General features: G+C 73.9%; 24 protein-coding genes. 11 read left to right on the top strand and 13 right to left on the bottom strand.

Features of this window, described 5'->3' with window-relative positions; genetic code table 11:
• Positions 1–47: 47 nt before the first annotated feature.
• Positions 48–2,102 (bottom strand): SpoIIE family protein phosphatase, encoded by a 2,055-nt coding sequence (locus tag ACIPAE_RS25675; protein WP_402448156.1) that lies wholly within the window; start codon positions 2,100–2,102, stop codon positions 48–50.
• A gap of 276 nt (positions 2,103–2,378) precedes the next feature.
• On the opposite strand from ACIPAE_RS25675, the gene ACIPAE_RS25680 reads away from it, so the two are divergent.
• The 5 genes from ACIPAE_RS25680 (at position 2,379) to ACIPAE_RS25700 (ending at position 6,515) form a co-directional block, all read left to right on the top strand.
• Positions 2,379–3,095, top strand: coding sequence for a beta-glucanase (locus ACIPAE_RS25680; RefSeq protein WP_402448158.1), 717 nt, complete (start codon positions 2,379–2,381; stop codon positions 3,093–3,095).
• A 201-nt stretch (positions 3,096–3,296) separates the two neighbouring features.
• Positions 3,297–4,502, top strand: coding sequence for a chitinase (locus tag ACIPAE_RS25685; protein WP_329372065.1), 1,206 nt, complete (start codon positions 3,297–3,299; stop codon positions 4,500–4,502).
• 125 nt (positions 4,503–4,627) lie between these two features.
• Positions 4,628–5,089 carry an MmcQ/YjbR family DNA-binding protein gene (locus tag ACIPAE_RS25690; RefSeq protein ID WP_329372067.1) on the top strand — a complete coding sequence of 154 codons (462 nt, stop codon included), beginning with the start codon at positions 4,628–4,630 and terminating at the stop codon, positions 5,087–5,089.
• 158 nt (positions 5,090–5,247) lie between these two features.
• Positions 5,248–5,505, top strand: a complete 258-nt coding sequence (locus ACIPAE_RS25695; protein ID WP_329372069.1) for a DUF397 domain-containing protein — start codon at positions 5,248–5,250, stop codon at positions 5,503–5,505.
• Between the two features lie 101 nt (positions 5,506–5,606).
• Positions 5,607–6,515, top strand: a complete 909-nt coding sequence (locus ACIPAE_RS25700; protein ID WP_329372071.1) for a helix-turn-helix transcriptional regulator — start codon at positions 5,607–5,609, stop codon at positions 6,513–6,515.
• 133 nt (positions 6,516–6,648) lie between these two features.
• On the opposite strand, the gene ACIPAE_RS25705 is transcribed toward ACIPAE_RS25700, so the two are convergent.
• From ACIPAE_RS25705 to ACIPAE_RS25730, 6 genes are all read right to left on the bottom strand, one after another.
• A complete protein-coding gene (locus ACIPAE_RS25705; protein WP_329372073.1) occupies positions 6,649–7,488 on the bottom strand; it encodes an SAM-dependent methyltransferase in 840 nt (279 codons plus the stop codon).
• Positions 7,489–7,668: 180 nt separating this feature from the next.
• Positions 7,669–8,292, bottom strand: a complete 624-nt coding sequence (locus ACIPAE_RS25710) for a methylated-DNA--[protein]-cysteine S-methyltransferase (RefSeq protein ID WP_329372074.1) — start codon at positions 8,290–8,292, stop codon at positions 7,669–7,671.
• 2 nt (positions 8,293–8,294) lie between these two features.
• A complete protein-coding gene (locus ACIPAE_RS25715) occupies positions 8,295–8,924 on the bottom strand; it encodes an RNA polymerase sigma factor (protein WP_402448161.1) in 630 nt (209 codons plus the stop codon).
• Positions 8,925–9,036: 112 nt separating this feature from the next.
• Positions 9,037–9,537, bottom strand: coding sequence for a methylated-DNA--[protein]-cysteine S-methyltransferase (locus tag ACIPAE_RS25720; protein ID WP_366412131.1), 501 nt, complete (start codon positions 9,535–9,537; stop codon positions 9,037–9,039).
• A 143-nt stretch (positions 9,538–9,680) separates the two neighbouring features.
• The gene (locus ACIPAE_RS25725; RefSeq protein ID WP_329372078.1) at positions 9,681–10,499 is read right to left on the bottom strand and encodes a family 1 encapsulin nanocompartment shell protein; all 819 of its coding nucleotides are present in this window, start codon (positions 10,497–10,499) and stop codon (positions 9,681–9,683) included.
• On the bottom strand, positions 10,496–11,632 hold the full coding sequence (locus ACIPAE_RS25730; RefSeq protein ID WP_402448164.1) for a Dyp-type peroxidase: 1,137 nt from the start codon (positions 11,630–11,632) through the stop codon (positions 10,496–10,498). The genes ACIPAE_RS25725 and ACIPAE_RS25730 overlap by 4 nt, the downstream gene beginning before the upstream one ends.
• Before the next feature lie 252 nt (positions 11,633–11,884).
• Here ACIPAE_RS25730 and ACIPAE_RS25735 point away from each other — a divergent pair, with 252 nt between their 5' ends.
• Positions 11,885–12,676: an isocitrate lyase/phosphoenolpyruvate mutase family protein gene (locus ACIPAE_RS25735; RefSeq protein WP_402448165.1), complete on the top strand. Its 792-nt coding sequence runs from the start codon at positions 11,885–11,887 to the stop codon at positions 12,674–12,676.
• Between the two features lie 63 nt (positions 12,677–12,739).
• On the opposite strand, the gene ACIPAE_RS25740 is transcribed toward ACIPAE_RS25735, so the two are convergent.
• The 5 genes from ACIPAE_RS25740 to ACIPAE_RS25760 all read right to left on the bottom strand — a co-directional run bounded on the left by ACIPAE_RS25740 (position 12,740) and on the right by ACIPAE_RS25760 (position 18,980).
• A complete protein-coding gene (locus ACIPAE_RS25740; protein ID WP_402448167.1) occupies positions 12,740–13,795 on the bottom strand; it encodes a PucR family transcriptional regulator in 1,056 nt (351 codons plus the stop codon).
• Positions 13,796–13,896: 101 nt separating this feature from the next.
• Positions 13,897–15,282 (bottom strand): cation:proton antiporter, encoded by a 1,386-nt coding sequence (locus tag ACIPAE_RS25745; protein WP_402448169.1) that lies wholly within the window; start codon positions 15,280–15,282, stop codon positions 13,897–13,899.
• 6 nt (positions 15,283–15,288) lie between these two features.
• Positions 15,289–15,777 (bottom strand): TrkA C-terminal domain-containing protein, encoded by a 489-nt coding sequence (locus tag ACIPAE_RS25750; protein ID WP_328460985.1) that lies wholly within the window; start codon positions 15,775–15,777, stop codon positions 15,289–15,291.
• 444 nt (positions 15,778–16,221) lie between these two features.
• Positions 16,222–17,472: an MFS transporter gene (locus tag ACIPAE_RS25755; RefSeq protein WP_402448172.1), complete on the bottom strand. Its 1,251-nt coding sequence runs from the start codon at positions 17,470–17,472 to the stop codon at positions 16,222–16,224.
• A 227-nt stretch (positions 17,473–17,699) separates the two neighbouring features.
• Positions 17,700–18,980, bottom strand: a complete 1,281-nt coding sequence (locus ACIPAE_RS25760; RefSeq protein WP_402448174.1) for an MFS transporter — start codon at positions 18,978–18,980, stop codon at positions 17,700–17,702.
• Positions 18,981–19,017: 37 nt separating this feature from the next.
• Here ACIPAE_RS25760 and ACIPAE_RS25765 point away from each other — a divergent pair, with 37 nt between their 5' ends.
• The 4 genes from ACIPAE_RS25765 (at position 19,018) to ACIPAE_RS25780 (ending at position 24,457) form a co-directional block, all read left to right on the top strand.
• Positions 19,018–20,091, top strand: a complete 1,074-nt coding sequence (locus ACIPAE_RS25765) for a LysR family transcriptional regulator (RefSeq protein ID WP_402448176.1) — start codon at positions 19,018–19,020, stop codon at positions 20,089–20,091.
• A 78-nt stretch (positions 20,092–20,169) separates the two neighbouring features.
• Entirely contained in the window at positions 20,170–20,757 is a 588-nt protein-coding gene (locus ACIPAE_RS25770; protein WP_402448177.1) for a GNAT family N-acetyltransferase, read from the top strand.
• A 330-nt stretch (positions 20,758–21,087) separates the two neighbouring features.
• A complete protein-coding gene (locus tag ACIPAE_RS25775; protein WP_329374488.1) occupies positions 21,088–21,954 on the top strand; it encodes a DMT family transporter in 867 nt (288 codons plus the stop codon).
• Between the two features lie 97 nt (positions 21,955–22,051).
• Positions 22,052–24,457, top strand: a complete 2,406-nt coding sequence (locus tag ACIPAE_RS25780) for an FUSC family protein (protein ID WP_402448179.1) — start codon at positions 22,052–22,054, stop codon at positions 24,455–24,457.
• Positions 24,458–24,473: 16 nt separating this feature from the next.
• Here the strand turns inward: ACIPAE_RS25780 and ACIPAE_RS25785 are convergent, their stop codons facing one another.
• A complete protein-coding gene (locus ACIPAE_RS25785; protein WP_402448181.1) occupies positions 24,474–24,971 on the bottom strand; it encodes a metallophosphoesterase family protein in 498 nt (165 codons plus the stop codon).
• A gap of 215 nt (positions 24,972–25,186) precedes the next feature.
• On the opposite strand from ACIPAE_RS25785, the gene ACIPAE_RS25790 reads away from it, so the two are divergent.
• Complete coding sequence (locus ACIPAE_RS25790) at positions 25,187–25,633, top strand: cupin domain-containing protein (RefSeq protein WP_402448182.1); 447 nt, start codon at positions 25,187–25,189, stop codon at positions 25,631–25,633.
• Positions 25,634–26,267 lie beyond the last annotated feature (634 nt).

Genomic DNA, 26,267 nt, shown 5'->3' on the forward strand with positions numbered 1-26,267 from the left:
CCGCACCACGCGGGCGGATCATGCGACGGCCCGCACCGCGCGGGCCGTCAGCCCTCTTCCGGGCCGGCGTCCTCGTGCAGGGCGAACCACACCGTCTTGCCCTCGGACTCCGGCTGCACGCTCCACTCGTCGGAGAGCAGGTCGAGCAGGACCAGACCGCGTCCTGAGGAGGACAGTTCGCCCGGCGCGCGCTGATGGGGCAACTCGTCGCCGCGGTCGGTGACCTCGACCTTCAGGGTGCGCCGACCCCGCTCCCCGGTGACCACGGCGACGAGCGCCGCGGACTGGTCGGTGTGCATCAGCACGTTGCCGACCAGCTCCGAGGAGAGCAGCACGGCCGTGTCCACCTGCTCCGGCCGGGCCCAGTCGTGCAGCAGCGACTCCAGTTCGGCGCGGGCCTGCGACAGGCTCTCCGCCCGGCCCTGCTCGATGGTGAGCACCAGGCGCCGCTCCCGCACGTCCGGCCTGGCCAGCCCGGAGTCCCTGCGCACCAGCAGCAGCGCGATGTCGTCCTCGTTGCGCGGCCGGGCGTCCGCGCGGCGCAGGTCCGGCTCGGGCCGGACGCCGCCACCGGGCTGCTGCGGGCCGTTCACCGCCGTGATCAGCCGATCGGCCATGGCCTCCAGGTCCGCGCTCGGCCCCGGCGACATCGCGTCGCGCACCCGCACCCACCCGCTGTACATGTCGTGCCCGCCGGTCTCGATCAGGCCGTCCGTGCAGAGCATCAGGACTTCCTGGTCGTGCAGCTCCATGAGCGTCACCGGGTAGTCGTCGTCGCCGGGCATCAGGCCGAGCGGCAGGCCGCCGGGGATGTGCTTGAGCATGCAGGTGCCGTCCGGCATCCGCAGCACCGGGTGCGGGTGCCCGGCGCGGGCGAGGTGGAGCAACCCGGTGTCGGGGTCGGCCTCGATGTAGATGCAGGTCGCGAAGCGGTCCTCGTCCAGCGCGGTGAGGAACCGGGAGGCGCGCGCGAGTACCGCGTCCGGGCCGTGCCCCTCGGCGGCGTAGGCGTGGACAGCGGTGCGCAGTTGGGTCATCAGGCTCGCCGCGTGCACGTCGTGGCCCTGCACGTCGCCGATGACCAGGGCGAGCCGGCCGCTGGGCAGTTCGATGCTGTCGAACCAGTCGCCCCCCACCATCAGCCCGCCGCCGGTCGGCACGTAGCGGGTGGCCACGCTCAGCCCCTTGATCGCCGGCCCGGCCCGGCCCATGCTGCTGCGCAGGCCGCGGGAGAGCGCGAGTTCGGCCTCCCCGGTGCGGGTGCGCTCCAGGGCCCGGGCCAGCAGCCGCGCGGTCACCGTGAGCAGCGTCCGCTCGTCCTCGGTGAACGCCACCGGCGAGCGGAACGCCGCCAGCCACACCCCGCTCAGCCGCCCCGAGCTCATCAGCGGCAGGAACGCCCACGAGCTGCGGCCCTTCGGCGCGGTCAGCGGGTAGGTGACGGGGAAGCGGCGGCGGTACTCATCGGCCGTGGCCAGGAACACCGGGCGGCCGGTGCGGACCACCTCGGCGGCCGGGTAGCCCGTCGACACCGGCATGCGGAAGATCCGCTCGGGGCCGGTCGCCCGGAAGCCGAGCGTGGCGAGCTTGGTGAGGAAGTCGCCGTTGATGCCGAAGACGGCCTGGCCGTCGAGGGGGAAGTCGGGCGCGTGCAGGGCGGTGAGGGCCTTGAGCGCCTCGTCCAGGGAGCCGGCGTCGGCGACGGTGGAGCCGGCGTCGACGAGGAGGGCGTCGCGGTGGCGGGAGCGGGCGCTGGGGGAGCCGGAGGTGCCGGGGGAGCCGGCGGCCGTGGGGTGGGCGGAGTGTCCCACGGAATCGTCGGGGGAGTCTTCGGGGGCGGGGCCTTCGGCGGCGCCCTCTTCGGCGGCGTCCTCCGCGCGGTCGCGCGGGCCGGGGCGCTCGGACCCGCTCGCCGGTACGGACTCGATCAGGGGTGCGTCCGGCGCGGGCGGGTCGGGGGAAGGCTCGGCGCCGTCGGGTGCCTCGGGCTCCTGCTCGTCGGGCCCCGCGGGACCCGTGCGCAACCGGTTGAGCGCGTCGATCTGCCGGAGTTCGGCGTCCTCGTCGCGGTCCTGAGCCGGCCTGTCCGGTTCACCGCCCATCCGCGCCCTTTCGCTCGTGTTCGCTCCTGCCGGGTGCGCGCCGCTCGCCGGCCACGGCCGCACTTTTCGGTAGGTTTGATCCCGATCGTACGCTTACGTCCCATGCTCTGACGGGACCACGCTCCCCGCACCCGCGCCGCACCGCAGGGCGGCGGCCCACCGCCGGGGGCGCGTCCCGCGGGGAGCGCGCCCGCGACGCACGTCCACGCGCCGCTGTCCCGACCGGGCGTGACCGGCGTTGACTGGGAGTAATGGCCGCCATCCTGGAGTGCACCCATGACAGTCCCGCCGTCCGGGGCGCGCCCGGCGCCCGTCGTGTTCGCCGCCCCCTTCACCGACCGCTCGGCCTGGGCGGTCGGCCGCACCTCCGCCTACCCGCCCGACGGCCGCAACCCCGGTGACAACAAGCTCGACCAGATCGGCCCTTCCTACGGCCCCACCGTCGCCGGCGTCTTCCGGGCCCGCGCGGCCGGCGCCGGGCTCTGGCACACCGACCTGGTCTCCACGGAGTACGCCCCCGGCGGCTTCGAACTGCTGCCCGGTGACGAGCTCTCCGCGACCTGCGTCGTGGACGACACGCCGGGCGCCTGGCCCGCGCTGTGGACGTGGGGGCGCGACCTGTCCGCCGGCCGTTCGCAGCCCGGCCACGGCGAGGTCGACGCCTTCGAGTACCACTCCACCAATCCGCACCTGCTCGAACTGACCAACCACGTCGGCGGCGCCGGCGACTACGCCGACGGCGTCGTCACCCCCGGCCGCCCCTTCCGGCTGGACGTCCTCCTCGGCGCCGGCAGCGTGCGCTGGCAGGTCGACGGCCGGACGGTCTACGACGACGGGAAGGGCGTCGGCACCCGGTGGCGTGCCTGGCTGGTGGTCTGCATCAGCGTCTCCGCGGGCGCGTACGGGCACCCGGCGCCCGGCCCCGGGGTGCGCGAGCTGAGCTGGCAGTGCACCGACCTGGAGGTCCGCCGCCCGGGCGGCGGCCGGGGTTGAGCGCAGCGGTCCGGCCCGCATCCGCCAACCCGGCTTTGGTCCAGACCTATTGACGGGTGGTCGAGACCACTTTACGATCCGGGCCACCACGTGATGCCCATGCGTCACACCGGTATCTCCACCTCACTCCGAAGCCCGGGCCGTCACGGCCGCCCCCACCGGCTCGGTGACCCGCGGTCCGCGGCGAGAGAAGGAGCACACATGCCCGCTACCCACGGCCGCCGGCTGCGCCTGCTCGGCGCCGGCCTCGCGGCGGCCTGCCTGGCGCAGCTGCCGCTCGCGGCGGCGACGCACGCCAGCAGCCCGACCTCGACCCCGACCCGCACCGCCACCGTCAGCACGGCCGCCGCGAAAGCCGCCACCGAAAGGGCCGCCGCCACAGTCGCCACGGCCGCCAGGACCGCCACCGCCGCTTCCCCGTCGACGCGCGCCGCCGCCGCGCCCGCCGACGACACCTGCGCCACCAAGCCCAAGCCCGCGGGCAAGGTCCTCCAGGGGTACTGGGAGAACTGGGACGGCGCCGCCAACGGCGTCCACCCCGGCATGGGCTGGATACCGATCACCGACAGCCGTATCGCCCAGCACGGCTACAACGTGATCAACGCGGCCTTCCCGGTCATCGACTCCGACGGCACCGTGCTGTGGCAGGACGGCATGGACACCGGCGTCAAGGTGCCCACGCCCGCCGAGATGTGCCAGGCCAAGGCGGCCGGCGCGACCATCCTGATGTCGATCGGCGGCGCCGCCGCGGGCATCGACCTCAGTTCCAGCGCGGTCGCGGACCGCTTCGTCGCCACCGTGGTGCCGATCCTGAAGGAGTACAACTTCGACGGCATCGACATCGACATCGAGACCGGCCTGACCAACAGCGGCAACATCGGCACCCTCTCCACGTCGCAGGCGAACCTGGAGCGCATCATCGACGGCGTGCTCTCCCAGATGCCGGCCGGCTTCGGTCTGACCATGGCGCCCGAGACCGCCTACGTCACCGGCGGCAGCATCACCTACGGCTCCATCTGGGGCGCCTACCTGCCGATCGTGAAGAAGTACGCCGACAACGGCCAGCTGTGGTGGCTCAACATGCAGTACTACAACGGCAGCATGTACGGCTGTTCCGGCGACTCCTACGAGGCCGGCACGGTCGCGGGCTTCACCGCGCAGACCACCTGCCTCAACAACGGTCTGACCGTCCAGGGCACCACCATCAAGGTCCCCTACGACAAGCAGGTGCCCGGCCTGCCCGCGCAACCCGGCGCGGGCGGCGGCTACATGGCGCCGGACCTGGTCGGGCAGGCGTGGAACTCCTACGGCGGGGCGCTCAAGGGCCTGATGACCTGGTCGCTGAACTGGGACGGCTCGCAGGGGTGGACCTTCGGGGACAACGTGAAGTCGCTCCAGGGCCGCTGAACGAGGACCGCCCAGACCCCCGCTCCCGGGTCGGAGCGGCGGTCCGGGCGGTGTGTCGCTGCCGCCCTGTAGCGTGAACGCGCGCCGACCCGCGCACCCAGTGCCGACCCCGGAAGGACGGACCGATGGCGACCAGCGCACGCGACGGCCACGGCGACGACGACGGTGCGGACGCCTCCGCGGCCCCGGCGCCGTATCCGCCGGTGGAGCCGGACGCGATCGCCGAGCTCGCCCTCGAACTGCCCGAGACCACCGAGGAGAACCCGTTCGGCCCCGGCGTGGACGTCTACAAGGTCGCGGGCAAGGTCTTCGCGATCCTCAGCCCCGACGCCGACCCGCCGTCCGTCTCCCTCAAGTGCGACCCGGCGCTCTCCTTGCACCTGCGGGACCACTACGCGGCCGTCACCCCCGGCTACCACCTGAACAAGAAGCACTGGAACACCGTGGCGCTCGACGGCACCATCCCCCCGGACGAGATCGACGACCTCGTCGCGCACTCCTACTCCCGCGTCGTGGCCGGCCTGCCCAAGGCCACCCGTGACCGCCTCACGCTCCTCACCCCCGCCGTGACACCGCTCGTCCCCTGAGCCGCGCGGGAGTTGACCGTAAAGACCCCCCTGGGGCAGGAGTACGCCCGTGCGGCGCATGAAACCGGTGCGGCCCGGCCATCATGTAAAGGTGGCCGGGCGATGTGCAATTGCACGTGCGGCCGAATTCGATCACCCCCACTGCGAGGAGGAGAACGATGACCGGTCGGGACGAAGGCGCGAAGCGCCAGGTTGCTCCGCGGCCTCGGCCGAACATGGCCGAAACCGTGGTGAGTTGGCGAAAAAGTTCATACAGCAACCATGAGAGCAACTGCGTCGAGGTAGCGGAACTCGACCAGGAAACGGTCGGAATCCGCGACTCGAAGGACAGGAACGGTCCGATTCTGACCTTCAGCCGCAGTGCGGTACGCGCGTTCGTGGCAGGTACCGCCCGTGGCGAGTTCGCCGTCGAGTAGCGAGATCCAGCCAGATGTGACGTCGGGCCCTCCGCATTGTGAGCGCTACGGCACGATAGGTGACCCATACGGGGTGCCTCGCCCCGAGAAGGAGACCGACCGTGCCAGCTCAACCGTCTCGCAGTCCGCGTGGGGCCCGCAACGTCCACGACCTGTCCGGTCGGGCGCCGACCGCGCAACGGATGATCTTCGGTGAGACGCTGAGGCAGCGCCGGCAGGCGCTCGGCCTCACCGCCGAGGACGTCGTGCGACAGATCGGCCACTCCGCGTCCAAGATCAGCCGGATGGAGAACGGCCGGCACGACTTCAAGGAGGCCGACCTCCACCGCCTCCTGGACGTCTACGGCGTGCGGGACGAGTCCGAGCGCGACCTGCTGCTCGACCTCGCCCGCGCCGCCAACGAGCGTGGCTGGTGGGACGCGTGGAGCGACGTCTCCACCAAGACCCTCCAGACCCTGGTCAGCCTGGAGGACATGGCCCAGCGCATCCGCAGCTACGAGATCGCCCAACTGCCGGGCCTGGTGCAGACCGCCGAGTACACCCGCGCCCTGATCCGGGCCAACTCGCCCGGCAAGAGCGAGCAGGACATCGACCGGATCATCGAGCTGCGCGCGATGCGGCAGCAGCGGCTGATGCGCTCGCCCGGCAAGAAGCTGCTGTGCGTGCTGGACGAGGTCACCCTGGTCCGCCCGTACGGCTCCCGCGAGGGCATGCGCCGCCAGCTCGAACACCTGATATCCCTGGCCGACGACCCCGACATCGGCTTCAACCTGGTGGAGTTGAACCGGCCCAACCTGCCGGTGCAGGTCGGTACCACCACGATCTTCGACTTCGCCGACGGCCAACTCCCCGACATCGTCTACATCGAGCGCTCCGGCGGCGGCCTCTACCTCCAGGAGGAGCACGAGGTCGACGAGCACGTCAAGGGCTTCGATCGGCTGATGATCGCCTCGCTCGGCCAGCGCGCGACCGTCCGCCGTATCCAGGACCACATCAAGAAGTTCCGCTGACGAGCGAACGCTGGAGCGACGGCCGTAGCGAAGGCCGGAACGAGAGCGCGGGCGGACGGAACGCGTCGAGCGCCAAGGACCTTGGCTCCCAAGGTCCTTGGCGCTCGACGTGTCTCGGCCGGTGCGGTCGCGGTCAGCTCTTGCGGGCCACGCCCGCGTACAGCGACGACTGCGCGTTGGTGACCAGCGAGGGGCCCTCGCCCGCCTCCGGGCGCCACTGGTGGGCGACCTCCACGCCGGGCTCCACGAGTTCCAGACCGTTGAAGAACCGTTCCACCTCGGACTTGGTGCGGACCTGAAGCGGGGTGCCGCCCTGGGTGTAGATGTCCGTGATCGTCGCCCAGGCGTCGGGGTCGAAGTCCGGGGTGCAGTGCGACAGGGCCAGGTACGAGCCCGGCGCGAGCCGGCCGACCAGAGCCTCCACCACGCCGTACGCGTCCCGCGCGTCGGGCACGAAGTGCAGCACCGCGTTGAGGCTCAGGCCGATCGGCTCCGAGAAGTCCACGCACTGGGCCGCCTCCACCGCGGCGAGCAGCGCCGTCGGGTCGGTGACGTCGGCTTCGACGTACTCGGTGGCGCCCTCGGGCGAACTGCTCAGCAGGTTGTCGGCGTAGACCAGCACGATCGGGTCGTTGTCCGCGTAGACGATCCGGGCCTGCGGGACCTCGCGCTGCACGACCTCGTGCAGGTTCGGCTGGGTGGGTATGCCGGTGCCGATGTCGAGGAACTGGCGTATGCCGCGCTCGCGGGCGAGGAACCGGGCCGAGCGGTGCACGAAGGAGCGGTTGACCCGGGCGACGGTCCTGATCGAGGGGAACCGGCGGATCACGTCCTCGGCGGCGGTCCGGTCCACCGCGTAGTTGGTCTTGCCGCCCAGGTAGTAGTCGTACATCCGCGCGCTGTGCGGGAGGTCCTGCCGTAACCGGTCGGAAAGGTCGGTCTCCTCGGCGAATGTCGCTTCTTCCTCGGCCACGCGCGGCCCCCATCCTTCGTTTCGCTACCACTCTCATCGGGCCGGGCGGCCCTGCCGACGTCGTCGCCGGCCCGTCGAGCCCCTTGCGGCTCCGTGGCACCGGTCCTACCCGGTGCCACCCTGTCCTATCCGGTGGCGGACCCCTCGCGCCACCCCTGAACGGGGGCGGAGGGGCCGCCGTCACGCTGCCGCCGCCTCCTCCAGCGCGAGCAGCAGCCGCTTGGCGTCGGCGCCGCCGGCGTACTGCCCGGGGGAGCCGTCGGAGCGCACCACACGATGGCAGGGCACCACGACCGGCAGCGGGTTGGTGGCGCACGCGGTACCGACCGCGCGCACCGCGCGAGGGCTGCCGGACGCGGCCGCCACCTGCGCGTAGCTCTCGGTGCGACCGTAGCCGATGGTGGGCAGCAGGCTCAGCACTTCGCGCCGGTAGCCCTTCGAAAGCCGCCAGTCCAGCGGCAGTTCGAACGTCCTTCGGTGCCCGGCGAAGTACTCGTCGAGCTGCCTCGCCGCCTCGTCCAGCCGCCCGGGCGCGCGCAGCACGCGCGGGCTGACCCGGTCGGCGAGTTGCTGGAGCACCGCGGCGTGGTCCTGCACCGCGTACGCGATCCGCACCACGCCCTCGTCGGTGGCGGCGAGCAGCAGGGTGCCCGCCGGGGTGTCCAGGGTCCGGTAGGCGACGTCCAGCACGCCCGCGCGGACCGCGCGTTCGGCCAGCCGCGCGTGCAGCCGCGCCATCGCCTCGGTGTCGTGCTCGGGCAGCCCGGCGAACGGGTCCCGCCCGGCCGGTTCGGTGGCAGTCATGGTCATCGTCCTTTCGCTCCCGTCTCGTTGTCGGCGGCCGTGCTTCCACGACCGCCCGTGCCTGTGCTCGTGTCCGTCCCGGTGCTGGTCCCGGTCCCGGTCCCGGTGCGGGTGCGGGTGTCCGTTTCCGGATCGGGGTCGGGGTCGGGGTCGGGGTCGGGATGTGCCGGGTAGGTGCGGCGCAGCGTCCGCATGCCGTCGGCGGCGGCCCGGCGTGCCGCGTCGGTGCTGCCGCCCGTCACGGCGGCGATCTCCTTGTAGGGCAGCCCGGCGAGGTAGTGGTACGCCACCGCGTGCCGCTGCCGCTCGGGCAGCGCCTTCAGGGCGCGCCACAGATCGGGGTCCCAGTCCTCGGGCCGGCCGGCGGCGCTCGGCCGCTCGGGCAGCACACCGGCCGGTACGGGCCGGCGTGCGTTGGCGCGCGTCACGTCGATCGCCTTGCGGTGCGCGACGGTCACCAGCCACGCGGCCACGTTCGCGTCCCCGGGCAGCTCCGGATACGCCCGCAGCGCCGCGAGGAACGTCTCCGACCAGGCGTCCTCCGCGTCGTGCGGGCCCAGGACGGCACGGACGACCCGGAGCACCATCGGCCCGTGCTCGGTCACGATCTGTTCGAACGGTGGCTTGCTCACACCCTGTCAACGCTCCAGGCAGTCGGAACGTGAGCCCGCCGGCCGGGAAAAGTGCCGCCGGACCGCGCCAGGCGGCCGTCGCCGGCGTCGCCGTGCATCACGGCCCCGCCGTTCAGAACAGCCGCGCCTCCTTCTCCTCGGCGGGCTCCTCCAGGTCCAGCAGGAACCGCTTGCGCTCCAGCCCGCCGGCGTACCCGGTGAGCTTCCCGCCCGCGCCCACCACGCGGTGGCACGCCACCACCAGCGACAGCGGGTTCGCGCCGACCGCGCCGCCGACCGCCTGCGCCAGCTGCCGGTCGCCCAGGTCGGCGGCGAGTTCCCCGTAGGTACGGGTGCGGCCGTAGGGGATCGCCGCGATGAGGTCCCAGACCCTGCGGTGGAAGTCGTCGCCCTTGGGCGCCAGCGGCAGCGCGAACTCCCGCCGCTCGCCCGCGAAGTACTCCTCGATCTGCTGCCGGGCCGCGTCGAAGCCGCTGCCGTCGCGCGCGCCGAACTCCTCGGGCTTCGGCCGCCCCCGGTGCCGGTGCGCGAAGTACAGCCCGCTGAGCGCGCCGTCCTCGGCCACCAGCACCAGTTCCCCGACCGGGGAGTCGACCACGGTGTGCGTCCTCATCGCCGCTCTCCTCCACGTCTCCTGGCGGCCCTCGGTGCGGACCGCCGACACACCGTAGACGCGGCAGGGGCCCGGAACGTGAGATCCGGGCCCCCGGGAACGCTTGAGCTGCTTGAAGTGCCTGAACCCTTCGAACCGCTCGCTCAGACCGCGGTGGGCTTGGACGACGGCTGGAGGGCCACGGCCGCCTCCGCGGTGTGCACCAGGAACGTCAGCGACTCCTGGAAGTACAGGTCGACGGTGGTGGCGGTGTGGCCGAGGTAGCCGATCGACACGTCCTGGCCGAGCCGCAGCTCGAAGTCGCCGCCGCGGGTGGCGAGCAGGAACGCCCCGTCGATCGCCGGCGCCCACACGATCTCGCCGTCCAGCAGCCGCGCGAGGTGCTGGTGGATCGGGTAGCCGTGGTCGGAGGTCTCGCTGACCGCGGTGTACGCGTCGGCACTCAGCGCCAGCGTGTACGCGCCGTCGACACCGGCCAGCCGCAGCGTGGTGACGGCGTGGCTGATCGCGTCCGGGTACTCCCGCACGTCCGCGGGCAGCGTCAGCTCGGGGTTGGACGAGGCCGCCCGGATGCCGGTGATGCCCGCGGCGGAGTACCCCTCGAAGATCGCCCGGTCCTCGGCGTAGGCGAGCTGCTTGGCCGCGTCCTTGACCGGCTGCCAGTCCGCGTCCTTGGCGCCGCGCGCGACGTCGTCGACCTGGCCGCGGTCCACGGTGAACGGCACCCGCAGCTCCACCACGGGCTGCGAGCGGCGGGTGCGCGCGGTCACGCCGTGCCCGGGCGCGGCGATCTCGTCCAGGTGCCCGGTCGCCACCGCGGACAGTTCGAGGCCGCCGGGCTCGGGCACGTCCACGATGCGGCGGGCCGCGACGTTGCGGGCGAAGGTGCGCCGGGCCTCGGCCTCCAGGTCGGCCCACGCGGCGTCGGAGATGGGGGCGAGTTCGCGGTGCAGGTTGTTCACGAGGGCGTGCTCCTTTTCAGGTTGCCGATGCCGAGGCTGCCGTCGGCGGCGGACCGTGCGGGGGCGGATGCCGGCGCGGGTTCCGGTACGGGCGCCTGCGCGGGTACGGACGGGGGGCCGGACGCCTGCTGTGCGGCGGACCCGGCCGCGGACCCGGCCGTGGACCCGACTGCGGACCCGACCGTGGCCCCGGCCGCGGTCCCGCTCCCCGGGGCGTCCGGCAGGTCGTCGAGGAAGTCCGCGGACGGCACGTAGAAGAGGGTGCCGGTGACGGCGGTGGAGAAGTCGAGGATGCGGTCGTGGGAGGCGGCCGAGGTGCCCAGGAACATGTTCCGCAGCATCTGCTCGGTCACGTCGGGGGTGCGGGCGTAGCCGATGAAGTACGTGCCGAACTCCCCGCGGCCCGGGCTGCCGAACGGCATGTTGTCCCGCAGGATGTCCTGCTCCTCGCCGTCCGGGCCGGTGACGGTGTTCAGGGCGACGTGCGAGTCGTCCTCGTCCAGTTCGACGTTGGTCGCCTTCGTCCGGCCGATGATGCGCTCCTGCGCCTCGACCGGGAGCGCGTTCCAGCCGTCCAGGTCGTGCAGGTACTTCTGCACGATCACATAGCTGCCGCCCGCGTGCCGCGGGTCCTCCGCGCCGATCAGCACCGCCTCGCGCGCCGCCGGGCCGACCGGGTTCTCGGTGCCGTCCACGAAGCCCAGCAGGTCGCGTACGTCCAGGTACTTGAAGCCCTGCACCTCGTCCCGTACGACCACCGAGCCGCGCAGCCGGTCCATGATCTGGGCGGCCAGCCCGAAGCACAGGTCGAGGCGGGTGGCCCGCAGGTGGAACAGCAGGTCGCCCGGGGTGGCCACCGCGCGGTGCCGAGGGCCCTCCAGCGGGGTGAACGGGTGCAGGCCCGCGGGCCGCGGGTAGTCGAACAGGCGGTCCCACACCGCCGACCCGACCCCGGCGACGCAGCTCAGCTTGCCGTCGGGCGCGCCGAACCCGATGGCGCGGGTCAACCCGGCGAGGTCCGCGAGCAGTTCGCGCGCGGTCTGCTCGCCGCCGTCCTCGACCGTCACCACGAGGAAGATCGCGGCGGACGTGAGCGGGCTCAGTACGGGCTGCGGTTCCGGCTCGGTGGCCAATCCAACTCTCCCCTGTGCGGGCGGCGTCCGGTGAATCACCTGGACCCTACTGCCCAGGACCCCCGCTCACCGGGAGTGCCCGGGCGTGTCCCCCGCGGCCGGTGCGTTCTGCCGGCCGAGGGGCCACCGGCGGGTGGCGGGCTCCCGGTGAGTGCCTCCGTGCCCTGGATTCTGGGCTTCTTCCGCGAAAAGCGGGCCGCAAACCAGCCGTGAACCAAGGGGCGCGACCTGTGAGGGGCTAACGTGCGGACCATGACGTTCCGAGACCTGCACCGCGGCCCGCGGCCCCTGGTCCTGCCCAACGCCTGGGACGTGCCGTCGGCGCTGGCCTTCGCCGACGCCGGCTTCGAGGCGATCGGCACCACCAGCTTCGGGGTGGCGTCCGCGCTCGGCCGGCCCGACGGCGGCCGCGCCACGAAGGACGCGAACCTCGCGCTGGCCCGCGCGTTGAGCGGGCTGCCCGCCTACCTCAGCATGGACGTCGAGGACGGCTACAGCGACGACCCCGCCGAGGTCGCGGAGTACGTCGCGCGGCTCGAAGCGGCGGGGGCGAACCTGGCGGGGGTGAACCTGGAGGACAGCACCGCCGAACGGCTGGTCGCGCCGCAGGCGCACGCCGCGAAGGTCGCCGCCGTCAAGGACCGCTGCCCGGACCTGTTCGTCAACGCCCGGGTGGACACGTACTGGCTCGGCACCGAGGCGGAGATCCCCGCCACGCTGGAGCGCGCCGCGGCCTACGTACGGGCGGGCGCCGACGGCGTGTTCGTGCCGGGCGCCACCGACCCGGAGGTGCTGCGCGAGCTGGCCGCGGGCATCCCGGTCCCGCTCAACGTGCTGGTGGTGCCCGACCTCACCCTGGACGACCTGGCCGGGCTCGGGGTCCGCCGGGTCAGCACGGGCTCGCTGCCCTACCGCGCCGCCGTGCACGCGGCGACCACCGTGGCCGCCGCCGTCCGCGACGGCCGCACCGACCTGCCGGGCGCGACCCCGTACAAGGAACTGCAGGCCCGGCTGGTCGGCTACGAGCGCACCGGCGGCCGTTGAGCGGGGGGGTAACTCCCCTCACGGCCGGGTCGACCGGGGCCGTTCAGGGGCTGTCCGGGCCGATCAGGGGCCGTTCTCCGGCCAGTCGAGCAGGCGCGCGCCGATCACGGCGGTCTGGAGCGCGTAGCGGTGGCGCGGGTCGGCCGGGTCCGAGCCGGTCAGCGCGCGGACGCGCTGCAGCCGGTAGGTCAGCGCCCGGACGCTCAGCGACAGCCGCCGGGCCGCCTCGGCGGTCACGCACCCGGCGTCGAAGTACACCGAGAGGGTGCGCAGGAGCGGTCGGGCGCCGCCGCGCGCCTGTTCCAGCGGGCCGAGCATGGTCTGCACGAGGTCGGTGAGGGCCTGCCGGTCGCGGGTCAGCACCGGGAAGACCAGCAGGTCGACGGCGTGCAGGACGGGCTCCTCGAACGCCATCCGGTCCGCCACCGACAGCACGCCCAGCGCCTCGCGGTAGGAGTGCCCGCACCCCGCGGCGCCCTGCCGCGCGCGGCCGATCGCGACCCGGACCGCACCCGCGGCGACCGCGCGTTCGGCGAAGTGGGCCGGCACGTCGTCCTGCCCGCCTGGTGTCACGCACACCAGCGCGCCGTCCACCACGGCGAGCAGCACCCCGCGGCTGCCGAACCGGCTGAGCGTGTCGGTGCTGACCTTCCGCGTCACCGCGTGCGTGTCGTCGTACGGTTCGGGGCCGACCGCCACCGCGACGCTGTGCGCGTGCGACAGTTGCAGGCCGAAGCGCTCGGCGTCCACGGCCAGTGCCTCCGGGTCGAAGGTGCCGGACAGCAGGCCGCCGATGAACGCCCGCCGGGCCGTGTCATGGGTGTGCGCGGCCGCGCGCTGGGCCCGCTGGTAGCCGTCGGCGAACGCGTCGAGCGCCTGTCCGACGGTGGCCAGCACGCCGTCGAGGTCCGCGGCCGAGCGCGGCCGTACGACCCGCCCGGCCGCGAGGTGTTCGCGCAGGATCTGTCGCCAGTCGTAGCCCGCCTCGGCCGCCCGCGCACCCATCGCCCGGTGGCTGCTGAGTTCCTCCCGGGTGAGTCGGCGTCCGGTGGCCGATGCCTTGAGCAGCACCTCGGCATAGCCGGTGAGGAAGGTCTGCGGCAGGTTGTCCACGGTCATGGTGCCCCCGATCGTCGCCGGTGCCGGTGGGAGTTGGTGCGCGGGGCCGCCGGTCACGGCGGCGGGTGGGCGGGTGTGGTGCGCGGTGTGCGGGCCTCGGGTCAGCTCTTCGCGGGAGCGGCCTCCGGCCCTATCTCCGGGCCGATTTCGGGCCCGAGTTCGGCTTCGAGGTCGGACCCGAGATCCGGTTCGGGGCCGGCGCCGGCCTCGCTGTCGGACGTGGCATCCGGCGCCGCATCGTGCGTGGCATCGGGCGCCGCGTCACCGGTGGGCGCGGGCGCGGCCTCGGACGGGCCGGCCGGTGCGGGTTGCGCGGCGGGCGCGAACCGGCGCGGCAGGTGGGCGGTGACGCGGCGGGCCAGGGGCTCGGTGAAGCGGGCGCTGAGCGGGCCGAGGACGACCAGGATCAGCACGTAGGCGGTGGCGAGGGGGCCGATGCGCGGCTCCTTGGCGACCGCGAGCCCGGCGATCACGATGGAGAACTCGCCGCGGGCCACCAGGGTGCCGCCGGCCCGCCATCGTCCCGGGGTCTTGATGCCGGCCCGGCGGGCGGCGAACCAGCCGGTGCCGACCTTGGTCATGGCGGTCACGAGCGCGAGGATCAGCGCGGGCACGAGCACCGGCGGGATGTCGGCGGGGACCGTGGACAGTCCGAAGAAGACGAAGAACACCGCGGCGAACAGGTCGCGCAGCGGGGTGAGGATGTTGCTCGCGCCCTCGGCGACGTCACCCGACAGCGCGATGCCGACCAGGAACGCGCCGACGGCCGCGGAGACCTGGAGGCGTTCGGCGACACCCGCCACCAGCAGGGTCAGGCCGAGCACGACGAGCAGCAGCATCTCGGGGTTGTCCGAGGAGACCGCCCGGCTGATCAAGCGGCCGTGCCGCAGCGCCAGGTAGAGGACCGCGCCGACCGTGCCCAGCGAGATCAGCAGGGTGACGGTGCCGCCGGCCAGACCGGCGCCGGCCAGCAGCGCGGTGAGGATCGGCAGGTAGAGCGCCATCGCCAGGTCCTCGATCACCAACACGCCCAGGATGACCGGGGTTTCCCGGTTGCCGAGCCGGCGCAGGTCGCGCATCACCTTCGCGATGACGCCCGAGGAGGAGATCCAGGTGACACCGGCCAGCGCCACCGCGGCGACCGGGCCCCAGCCCAGCAGCAGTGCGGCGACCGCGCCGGGTACCGCGTTGAGCACGAAGTCCACCGCGCCGGAGGGGTACTGGGTCCTGAGACTGGTGACCAGCTCCGACGCGCTGTACTCCAGGCCCAGCAGGAGAAGCAGCAGGACCACGCCGATCTCCGCGCCGGTGGCGACGAAGTCCTCGCTCGCGTCCAGCGGGAGGATGCCGCCCTGGCCGAAGGCGAGCCCGGCGAGCAGGTAGAGGGGGATCGGGGAGAAACCCACCCGGCCGGCGAACCGGCCGAGCAGGCCCAGGGCGAGGATGATCGCCCCGAGTTCGACGAGCATGGACGTCGTGTTGTGCACGGGCGGCTATCCTCCGGTGATGAGTTCGGCGACGGCGTCCACGCCCTCGCGAGTGCCGACGACGACGAGCGTGTCCCCGAGCGCGAAACGGAAGTCGGGGGCCGGCGACGGATGCGCCGAGGTCCGCCGCAGCACCGCGACGATCGAGGCGCCGGTGCGGGTACGCGCCTGGGTGGCGCCGAGCGTGCGGCCGGCGTACGGCGACCGGCTGTCGATCTCGATCCGCTCGGTGACCAGGTCGATGCCGACCTGCGCGCGGCGCAGCTTCGCCACCGGGTCCGGCAGCAGCAGCCGGGCCAGCGCCCCGGCCTCGGCCTCGGTCAGCGGGACGGCGTCGGTGCACGCGTCGTCGTCCTGCGGGTCGCGCAGCGCGAGCACGCGCCGCCCGTCCTGGTGTACGACGACCGACAGGTGCCCGCCGGCGTCGGTGTCGAGGTCGTAGCGGCTGCCGACACCGGGCAGCGGGGTCTTGCGAACGTGAGCCGACAGGCCCATGGCGTGCTCCAAGGGGCGTACGGGGGTGGGGGACGGAATCCTGCTGGTGCGTGTGTGCGTGCGGAGAGGTGCGCGGGGCGTGCTTTTCGCGCCGGCCCGGCCGCCTGGCGGCGGCCGGGCACGACGCGCCAGGCCACGGTCCCGGGTCGTGCGAACCCGCCACGGACGGCGGAGACGCCACGTGGGGGACAGGGTGCGGGGCGCCGGGTCCGGCGGAGGAACCGCGCGGACCTCAGGCGCCGATATCGGGAACCCGGTCGCGTGGCGCGCACCCGGCGGGCATTGCCCATGCGCTGCCCGCCGGTCCACCCCGCAGAACGCCGGGAACGACGGGTGAGCACGCGGTGGTCGCTTCGTACCGCACCATGCCGCCATCCCTCCCGCTCACCTGCCCGTTGGTATTGGTCAGGTAAAGAATTGTACCGTATGAGGTAATGGGCGAAATCAGGGGGTCGTGGTCCTTACCTGCCCATTCCGCCCGCGGACTCCTGCCCTGAGCGCGCCGAGCGCCGGTACGGCCGCGGTCGCCAGGAAGCAGACCGGCAGCGGGGCCGTCGCCACCAGGACGGCGGCGAGCGCGCCGCCCGCCGACGAACCGGCGTTCACCGCCGAGTTGACCCAGCCGGTGGCCCGGGTCGCGGTGCCGTCGGGGGCCAGCCGGGCCGCCGCCAGGTAGGCCGTGGACAAGGCGGGCGCCATCAGCGTGCCCGTCGCCGCGACGCACGCCGCGAGCAGCGGCAGCACGCCCGAGGCGGCCGCGTCCACGGCGAGCAGCGCGGCCAGCGCCGCCAGCAGCGGCGACAGCCTTCCCGCGGCCGAGCGCCGCCACGTCATCCGCCCGTGCAGCAGCCCCCCGATCGCGCTGCCCGCGGACTGGCCGGCCAGTACCCACCCGACCGCGCCCGGGTGGTGCGCCCGGTCCGCGCACGCGATGACGTACAGGTCGATGCCGCCCAGGCACGCGCCCACGGCCAGCGCCGCGCCGGCCGCCCGCCGTACGCCCGCACCCTCCGCGGACAGCAGCCGCAGCCGGCTCCGCAGCTGGCCCTGCCGCCCCTGCGGCGCACCGGGGTCCGGCGCCGCCATCAGCCGCGCCGCAGGGGAGGCCGCCAGCGCGCACGAGCCCGCCGCGATCAGCAGGCCCGACAGAGCCAGCGCCGGCACCGGGTGCATCGCCACCGCGATCAGCGGGCCGACCAGGAAGAGCAGTTCCTCCGCGACGGTGTCGAGGCTGAACGCCCTTTGCAGCAAAGCCTCGTCGGGCGCCAGCGCGCCCCACACCGCGCGCATCGTCGGCCCGATCGGAGGGCAGAGCGAGCCCGCGGCCGCCGCGAGCAGCGCGAGCACGGCCGTACCCGGGCGGCCCGCCGCCCCCGAGTACGGGCCCGCGCACCACGCCAGAGCGAGGAGCGCCGTCGCGAACGGCAGGGCCAGCGACGGCAGGGCGCGGCGGGCGCCCCAGCGGTCCACGAGGTCGGCGCGTGCCGGGCCCAGCACGACCGACACCGTCCCGAACACCGTCGACAGCAGCCCGCCGGCCGCCAACGAACCGGCGGCCGCGGTCAGTGAGAGCACGAGGGCGAGACCGAGCACCCCGTACCCGAGCCGGCCCGCCAGCGCGGCGCCGAACGTGACACGGGCATGGGGCAGGCGAAACACGGCGGCGTAGGACGCCGCCGGATCTGGCGAAGACATGGGTATCCCCTGGAATACGCAGTGGCATGGGCCGTCTCGCGCACCTCACCCGTCAACTCACCGACGGGCGGCGCGCACCCAGCGCCCTACGCACAGAGGAAGAACATCCCCCGAACCTACCATTCGCGCGGCCACGGAGGGCCTCAGCCGGCAGGGGCGCGGGGAACTGCCCCACCAGCGCCGCCACCGAGGGGTGGCTCCGGGACGGGGGACGGGAACCCCGGGGGTCAGGGGCGCCGCAGAGCCGCCGGCGCGGCGAGGAGCAGCGCGAGGAACGCGAGGAGCGTGGTCGCTGTCCACCCGGAGAGGTGGTACGCGGAAGCCCCGAGCGTCCCCCCGAGACTGTTCCCGATGTAGTACGCCGTGAGGTAGAGCGCCGACGCCTGCGCCCGCCCGGTCAGGGCCGTACGGCTCACCGCGCCGGACGCGACCGCGTGCCCGATGAAGAACCCCCCGGTGATGAGGACGAGCCCGGCCAGCACGGCCCACAGCGGCCGCGCCCACGTCACGGCGAGCCCGCCCCCGCACAGCGCGAGCGCCACCGCGAAAGCACCGCGCCGCCCCACCCGCGCGGTGAGCGCCCCGGACGCGGCGGACGTACCCGTCCCGACCAGGTAGACCAGGAAGACCGCACCGATCGCGGACTGCGACAGCCCGTACGGGGCGGCGGTGAGCCGGTACCCGAGCACCGTGTACACCGCCCCGAACACGGCCATGAACAGCATCCCCACCGCGTACAGGCGGCGCAGCCGGGCGTCGCGCAGGTGACCGGTGACCGTACGGCCCAGCGCGGCCGGGGAGATCGACCCGGGGCTGAAGTGGCGTGCGGGCGGGGCGAGCAGGCGGAAGGCGACGGCGCAGACGAGCGCGGTGGCGCCGACCGCGAACAGCGCCGTACGCCACCCGTACGCCTGGGCGAGCGCGCCCCCGGCCACCCGGCTGCTCATGCCGCCGATGGAGTTCCCGGCGACGTACAGGCCGATCGCGGAGGGCACGGCGGAGGGGTGCACCTCCTCGGCGAGGTACGCCATCGCGGTGGCGGGCAGCCCGGCGAGCGCGACGCCCTGGAGGGCGCGCAGGGCGACCAGCACCGCGAGGTTCGGCGCGAAGGGCACCGCGAGGGCGAGCAGGGACGCGGTGAACACCGACACCGTCATCACCCGGGTCCGCCCGTACTTCTCGCTGAGCGCGCTCGCCGGCAGCAAGGTGAGCGCGAGGGCGCCGGTGCTCGCCGAGACGGTCAGGCTCGCCTGGGCGGGGGACAGCCGCAGCCCCGCGGAGAGCGCGGGCAGCAGCGCCTGGGTGGAGTACAGCAGCGCGAACGTGGCCAGGCCGGCCGCGAACAGGGCGAGGTTGGCGCGGCGGTAGGTGGAGGTGCCGGCGCGGAGCCGGTCGTCGGCCGGGTCAGCCGGGTCGGCCGGGGCCGTGTGCACGGGCGCTCCGGCGCCGGTGGGCCGAGCGGCCGTGCCCGCGCCGGGTACGGCCGCTCCCGTATCTGCGGGGTCCATGACAGCGACGCTAGGGGCCCCGGTTCGCATGCGTCCAATGCATGGAAGGGGCAGAATCGATCCGTCACAGCATCAGCGCAGTACGGAGGGGAGTTCCGTGGGCGGCGACGACGAGGAAGAAGGCGCGGGCACGGCGGCGGAGCCGGGTGGGGCTTCCACTCCCGCCCCGGCTCCAGTTCCCGCCCCGGCCCCCGCCGAACTGTCCCCTGGCGCCTGGGCCGTACTGCTCGCCCCGCGCCTCGCCCAGTTCGCCGCCGTCGCCCGCGAGGCCCACATGACCCGGGCAGCCGACCACCTCGGCATGCCGCAGTCCACCCTCAGCCGCGCCGTCGCCCGCCTGGAGGCCGACCTCGGGGTGACCCTCTTCGCCCGCCAGGGCCGCACGCTGCGGCTGACCCGCGCGGGCCTGACCTTCCAGCAGGCCGCCGAACGCGCGCTCGCGGAGGTGGAGCGCTCCGCCGAGGAGGTCAGGGTGGACGCCGACCCCGGCAGCGGCCGGGTCGCGTTCGGCTTCCTGCACACCCTCGGCCCCGAGACCGTCCCCGCGCTGCTGCGCGCCTTCCGCGCCGACCACCCGCGGGTCCGCTTCCACCTCGTGCAGACCTACGGCGAGGCCATGCTCGAACGGCTCAGGGCCGGCGCCCTCGACCTGTGCCTGACCTCGCCGCTGCCCGCCGAACCCGGCCTGGTCGTCCGCCGGTTGGACCAGCAGCGGCTGCGGCTGGTGGTGCCGGCCGGGCACCGCCTCGCCCACCGGCGCCGGGTCCACCTCACGGACCTGGCGGCCGAGCCGTTCGTCACCCTGGAGGCGGGGTACGGGCTGCGCCGGATCACCGACGCGCTGTGCGCCGAGGCCGGGTTCGCGCCGCGGATCGCGTTCGAGGGCGAGGAGGCGGAGACGCTGCGCGGGCTGGTCGCGGCCGGCCTCGGCGTGTCGCTGCTGCCGCCGCCCGCGGTGCCCCGCCCCGGCGTCACCGAACTCGACCTCATCGGGCAGCGCGCCGTACGCGAGATCGGCGTGGCGTGGCTGGACGGGCAGCGCGACACCGCGCCGGTCGCGGCGTTCAAGGCGTTCCTGCTCGGGCGCAAGGGCGCGCTGCTGCCGAGGTGACGCCACCCGGGCGGGCCCACCGCTCCGGCGTTCCTGCTGGCCAGGGGCATTGTCAGTGGGCGGGCATAGGGTCCGGACATGAGCGAGGTGCGGGCAGTGGACGGACGACCGGCGGCGCCGGTGACGGTGCGGCTGAGGGAGTGGGAGGAGGGTGACCTGTGGGTGCTGAGGCGCACGAACTCGGCGGAGATGACCGAGCATCTCGGTGGCCCGGAGAGCGAGTCGCAGCTGCTCGATCGCCAGGAGCGCTACCTCCGGCTCGACGGTGACGGCGGCCGGATGTACGTGGTCATGGCGAACATCGGCGCGGACACGGGTGCCGGTCCGGCCGAGGATGCGGTGGGCTCCATCGGGTTCTGGGGGCGGGTCTGGCAGGAGGAGCCGGTCTACGAGACCGGCTGGGGTGTGTTCCCCGAGTTCCAGGGCCACGGCATCGCGGCCGCCGCGGCCAGGGCCGTGGTCGAGCGGGCGGCCGCCATCGGCACCCGCCGCCACCTGCACGCGTACCCGTCCGTCGACCACCCGGCGTCCAACGCGGTGTGCCGCCGCGCGGGCTTCACCCTGCTCGGCGAGGTCGGCTTCGAGTACCCCAAGGGGAACCCGATCAGGTGCAACGACTGGCGGATCGAACTGCCGGCGAGCCCCGCGGAGTCGATACCGCGATAGCCGACCGGCTGCCGTGACCGATGATCCGCCGGCGTGACCGGTGGTCCGCTGCCGTGACAGCCGATCCGCTGCCGTGATAGCCGATCCTCCGGCGTGACCGGTGATCCGCTGCCGTGACAACCGATCCTCCGCCGTGACCGGTGGTCCGCCGCCGTGACAGCCGACCCACACCCGTCCTGCGGCATGTCGGCGGCACCCGGCGCGGGCCGCCACGGGTAACGTCCTGTCCTGCATGCTCTGCCGGTTCGGCGCTGCCGCTTCGGCGCCGCTTCGATACGGTTTTCCGCCCGCGCGCGGGGAACCCGTGAGGGACGCTGCGGGAGGTTCGCCCTGCTGGTGCTGTGTGTGCTCTTCGCGCTGCTCGGTGCCGCCAGCAACGCGGCCGGCACCGTCTTCCAACGCAAGGCCGCCAGGCGGGTACCCGCCGAGGACGCGATGCGCTTCCGGCTGCTGGTGGACATGCTGCACCAGTCGGTGTGGCTGCTGGGCATCTGCGGGGTGGCCCTCGCCGCGCTGTTCCAGGCGCTCGCGCTGGTCACCGGCCCGCTCGCGCTGGCCCAACCGGTGTTCGTGCTCGAACTGCCCTTCGCGCTGCTGATCGCCATGCCCGTGCTCCAGCGCACCCTGCCGGGCCGCGGCTGGGTCGCGGTGGGCTGCATGGTGGTCGGGCTGGCCATCGCGCTGGCCTGCGCCGCCCCTGACGGCGGCACCGACCAGGCGTCACTCGCCCGCTGGGTGCCGGCGGTCGCCGGCGTGGGCGGCTTCACCGTGGCCGCGGTCGCCCTCGCCCGGCACCGCCGGGCCGGTCCGGTCCGCGCCGCGCTGCTCGGCGTCGCCGCCGCCGCGGCCAACGCGCTGACCGCCGCGCTGATGAAGTCCGCCGCCAACACCTTCTCCGCACACGGCTTCGGCGCGTTCCTCGCGGCCTGGCAGACCTACGGCTTCGCGCTGTGCGGGATCGCGGCCGTCTTCCTGCTGGAGAACTCCCTCCAGTCCGGGTCCATCGCCGTCTCGCAGCCCGCGCTGACCCTCGGCGACGCGACCCTCAGCCTGGTGCTGGGGCTGACCGTCTACGCCGAACACATCCGCACCGGCTGGTGGTTCCTCCCCGAACTCCTCGGCGTGGCCATGGTCGTGGCCGGCACCGTCTACCTCTCCAAGTCGGTCGGGCTCACCCGCGAGCTGGGCACGAAGTAGCAGGCACGGCAACGGCACGGGGTGCCGCGCGCGGGTCCGGACGCCGCGCGTGGGATGCTGGGCGTGATCGAACAGCCGAGGGAACACGACAGTGGCGATGGCAGGGACACGAGGCACACGACGGGCGCTCACGGACCTGTGGGACCGCTACTCGGCCTCCGACCCCGGGCTGCTGCGGCTGATGGCCGGCCTGCGCACGGTCGGCTCGATCGGCCTGGCGCTGCTGGTCCTCGCCGTGATGGACACCCCGGTGACCCAGCTCGTGGCCGGCGCGATGGCCGCGATGGTCTCCACGTTCGCCATCCGCGACAAGCGGGTGCCCGACCAGGCCGTCACCCTCGCGCTCGGGCTGCCGGCCGCGCTCGCCTCGGTGTCCCTGGGCTCGCTGCTCAACCCGCACGTCGTCGTCGGCGACATCTTCTTCGTGCTGCTGATCTTCGTCTGCGCCTACGTCCGCCGGTTCGGCGACCGCTACACCGCGATCGGCATGATCAGCTTCCAGGTGTACTTCGTCTCGCTGTTCGTGCACGCCACCCCCTCCGACCTGCCCGGTCTCTGCCTCACCCTGACCATCGCGTTCGCGTGCAGCGCGCTGACCCGATTCGCGTTCGTGCCCGAGACCCCCGAGCGGACCCTGCGCCGGCTGCGGCAGGCGTTCCGGGCCCGCACCGTGCAACTCGTCGCCACCCAGCGCGAGGTGCTGGAGTCCCCGGCCGACCACCTCGACAGCGCCGTCGCCGACTTGCGCAAGGACACCGCACGGCTGCACGAGAGCGCCCTGATGATCCAGGCCAGGCTGGAGGACGGCACCTCCGACCCGGCCACCGCCAACCAGCTCCAACGCCGCGTCGTGGACGCCGAGATCGCCGCCGAGCGGCTCGGCATCCTGCTGCTCAACACCCGCGGCAGCGGCCACGCCGACACCCTCACCCTGCACCTGCCGAACGCCCCGCTGCCCGCGCCGGTGCGCCGCCTCGGCGACGAGGACGAGGCCGTCCGCACCCTGCGCAAGGAGATGCGCGCCCTCCAGTTGCTCGTCGCCCGCCTGTCCGAGGACGGCCGCGGCACCGCCGTCACCCACCTGCGCAACCGCCTGCTCGCCTATCGCGACGACGCGAACCTGCCCCGCGCCACCCCCGCGATCCAGGACGCCTTCCGCGGCATCGGCGAGACCGCCCGCGCCGTCCTCGGCCTGCGGATGGCCCTCGACGGCCCCGGCGACGACTCCGACGACGCGCCCGAGACCGTACGCTCCCGCGAGGAGTTCGAGGCCGAGGACCTGGCGCTGGCCGACGACTCCGCGCCCAGCGTGCGCACCGGCCTGGACCGCCCCAGCACCCGCGCCGCCTTCCAGGTCGCCACCGGCTCCGCGCTGGCCGTCCTCGGCGGCGAGTTCCTGTCCTCGCAGCGCTGGTACTGGGCCGTACTGACCTGCTGGGTGGTGTTCCTCAACACCTCCTCCACCGCCGAGATCCTGGTCAAGGGCTACCGGCGGCTGATCGGCACCGTCTGCGGCGTCGTCGCCGGCGTCCTGCTCGCCGGCGCGATCGGCCACCACACCTGGACCGCGTTCGCGCTGGTCCTGGTCTTCATCTTCGCGATGTTCTTCACCGCGCCCGTGTCGTACACGCTGATGTCGTTCTTCGTCACCGCCATGCTCGGGCTGCTCTACACCCTGCTGCACACCTACAGCCTGTCCGTGCTGGTGCTGAGGATCGAGGAGACCGCGCTCGGCGCCGCGTGCGGGGTGATCGCCGCCGTGCTGGTCCTGCCGATCCGCACCGACGAGCACACCGACGCCCAACTCGTCACCGTCCTGACCCGGTTGCGCGACGTGTCCGTGGCGGCGGTGGACCAGCTCGGCGGCGGCCCGGCCGTCGACCTCGTCGACATGTCCCGCGACCTCGACACCGCCCTGGACGCCCTGCGCCGCTCCACCAGCCCGCTCACCTACCCGATCACCCCGCTGCGGGTCCGCCGCCGCACCGCCCGCTACCTCGTCGCCCTGCTGGAGACCTGCGCCTACCACGCCCGTGCCCTGGCGGCCACCGCCGAACTCGTGCCCTACAGCCGGAGCGTGGCCGCCGATCCCCGGCTCGCCGCGGTCGGCCCGCGCATCGCCCACAACATCGACGCGCTCATCAGCCACGTCGAGGCGCAGGAGTCGACGAAGGAGCGGGCGGTCGCGGTCGCGGTGTCGGGCGCCACGGCCGCCGCGCCGCCCGAGGGCGACACCGACCAGCGCGCGGCGGCCCGCAAGGGGCCCGAGGTGCGGACCGGGCCGAGTATCGCGTCCATGCTGGAGGGTTCCGGGAGCAGCAACCTGCGTTCCGGCACCGTCACCTACCGCGTGCTGCGCCACCTGCAACGCCTCGACGAGGGCATCACCGCGCTGGCCCGGCCGCTGCGGGCACCGATGGAGGACGACGGCACGAGCCGGCGCGCGGCAGGCAGCACGGGCGGTGCGGGCGGCGCGACGGCGCAGGCCCGGCCCGCGGGCTGAACGGCCGCCCCGCCGCTCACGGTTCCAGCCGGTGCAGCGTGACGCCGGAGAGCTTCCCGCCGTCCGCCTCCGCCGTCATGTACGTGCGGTACGGCTCGCGCCGCCGGTCCGTCGGAGAACCCGGGTTGAGCAGCCGCAGCCCGTTCGCGGCCACCGAGTCCCACGGGATGTGGCTGTGCCCGAAGACCAGCACGTCGGCGTCCTCGTAGAGCGCCGCGCAGCGCTCCTCCCGCCCGCGCGCCGGGCCCGTCTCGTGCACCACCGCGAACCGCACGCCACCCAGCCGTACCCGTGCCACCTCAGGCAGCCGCGCCCGCAGTCCGGCGCCGTCGTTGTTCCCGTACACCGCGACCAGCCGCCGCGCCCGGGCCTCCAGCAGGTCGAGCGTCGCCTCGTCCACCCAGTCGCCCGCGTGCACGACGACGTCGGCGGCGTCGATCCCGGCGAGCAGCGCGGCCGGCAACTCCCGGGCCCGCTTGGGCACGTGCGTGTCGGTGGTGAGCAGCAGGCGCACGGGCGGGGGTCTCCTTCACGGATCGGGGCGGTCGGCCCGATGGCGGTGGCCGATGGCGGTGGGGTGGACGGGTCCGGTGGCAGTGGCCGGTGGCGGGGCCGCGTCCCCCGATCGTCCCACGCGGCTCCCGCGCGCCGGGCCGGGCACGCGGGCGGGAGCGTGGGCGTACCGCACAATGGGGCGGGCCCGACGTTTCCGACGGAGGCCGACGAACGATGACACACGTACCCGAACTCGCCCGCACGCTCGACCTCAGCCCGCACCCGGCGGGCGGCTGGTACCGCAGGATCTACACCTCGCCGGTGCCCCTGGCGCACCCCACGGGCAGCGGCACCCGCGCCTCCGCGACCATGATCCACTACCTCCTCACGCCCGGCGAGCACTACGAGTGGCACAAGGTGGAATCGGACGAGGTGTGGTTCTGGCAGCAGGGCGGCCCGCTGCTGCTGCGCACCAGCAAGCCCGGGCCCGCGCCCGACGGCGTCACCGAGCACCTGCTGACCGCCGACCCGGCCGCCGGCGCCGACCCCTGCTTCCACGCCGTGGCTCCCGCCGGTTCCTGGCAGCGCGCCGAGCCGGCCACCGACCGCGAGGTGCTGGTCAGCTGCGTGGTCACCCCCGGCTTCGACTTCGCGGACTTCACGCTGCTGCGGCGGCGATAGCGGCGCCCGTGCGGTCGTGTCGCTCCGCGGACTGGTGGGCGGCGCATGTCGATGTGCCCCTTCTCCCATCTGCGCAGGTCAGGTGCTATGCGGGCGTCGTACGGCTGGGCCCCGCGCAGTGGGCGCGCTGCGCCGAACGGGTGATGCCGCGGCGCCTCCCGCCGATCGCCGTACGGCCCGGTGACGACGGGGCGGACGCCGACTTCCGACCCGGGGGTGACCTCCACCGCGACCTCGTCTCCGATGGCGCGCCGACTCCGGGCGGGGTTGTCGGGTAACGAAATGTGCGACCGGACGAGCGCACAGCGACCGGCAGGGTGTTGCTCACCGGCGGTGCTCACCCTTGGAGTTCGGCAAGGGAGCCGTGCCATGTCACCTGACCGTCATTCCGTGTCGCGGCCTCGGTCTGCGTGGCGGTGGCCGTCCTGCTCGCGGTCCAGGACGCGTTGCGGGCGTGGATCGCCGACGGTGTCACCGTGCTCGGCGTGATCGTGCCGCACGCCCTCGCGCCGGCGCTGCACGTCGCGTGACGTGCTCGGGCACGGCCTCGGCGGTGCGGTGCGGTGCGGTGGGCGGCGCGGGTGCGGCAACTCTGGTCTGCGCGGCGCTGGTTGCCGCCCTCGTGCCACCACGG

Source organism: Streptomyces sp. NPDC087270, assembly GCF_044744625.1.
Classification (GTDB): Bacteria; Actinomycetota; Actinomycetes; order Streptomycetales; family Streptomycetaceae; genus Actinacidiphila.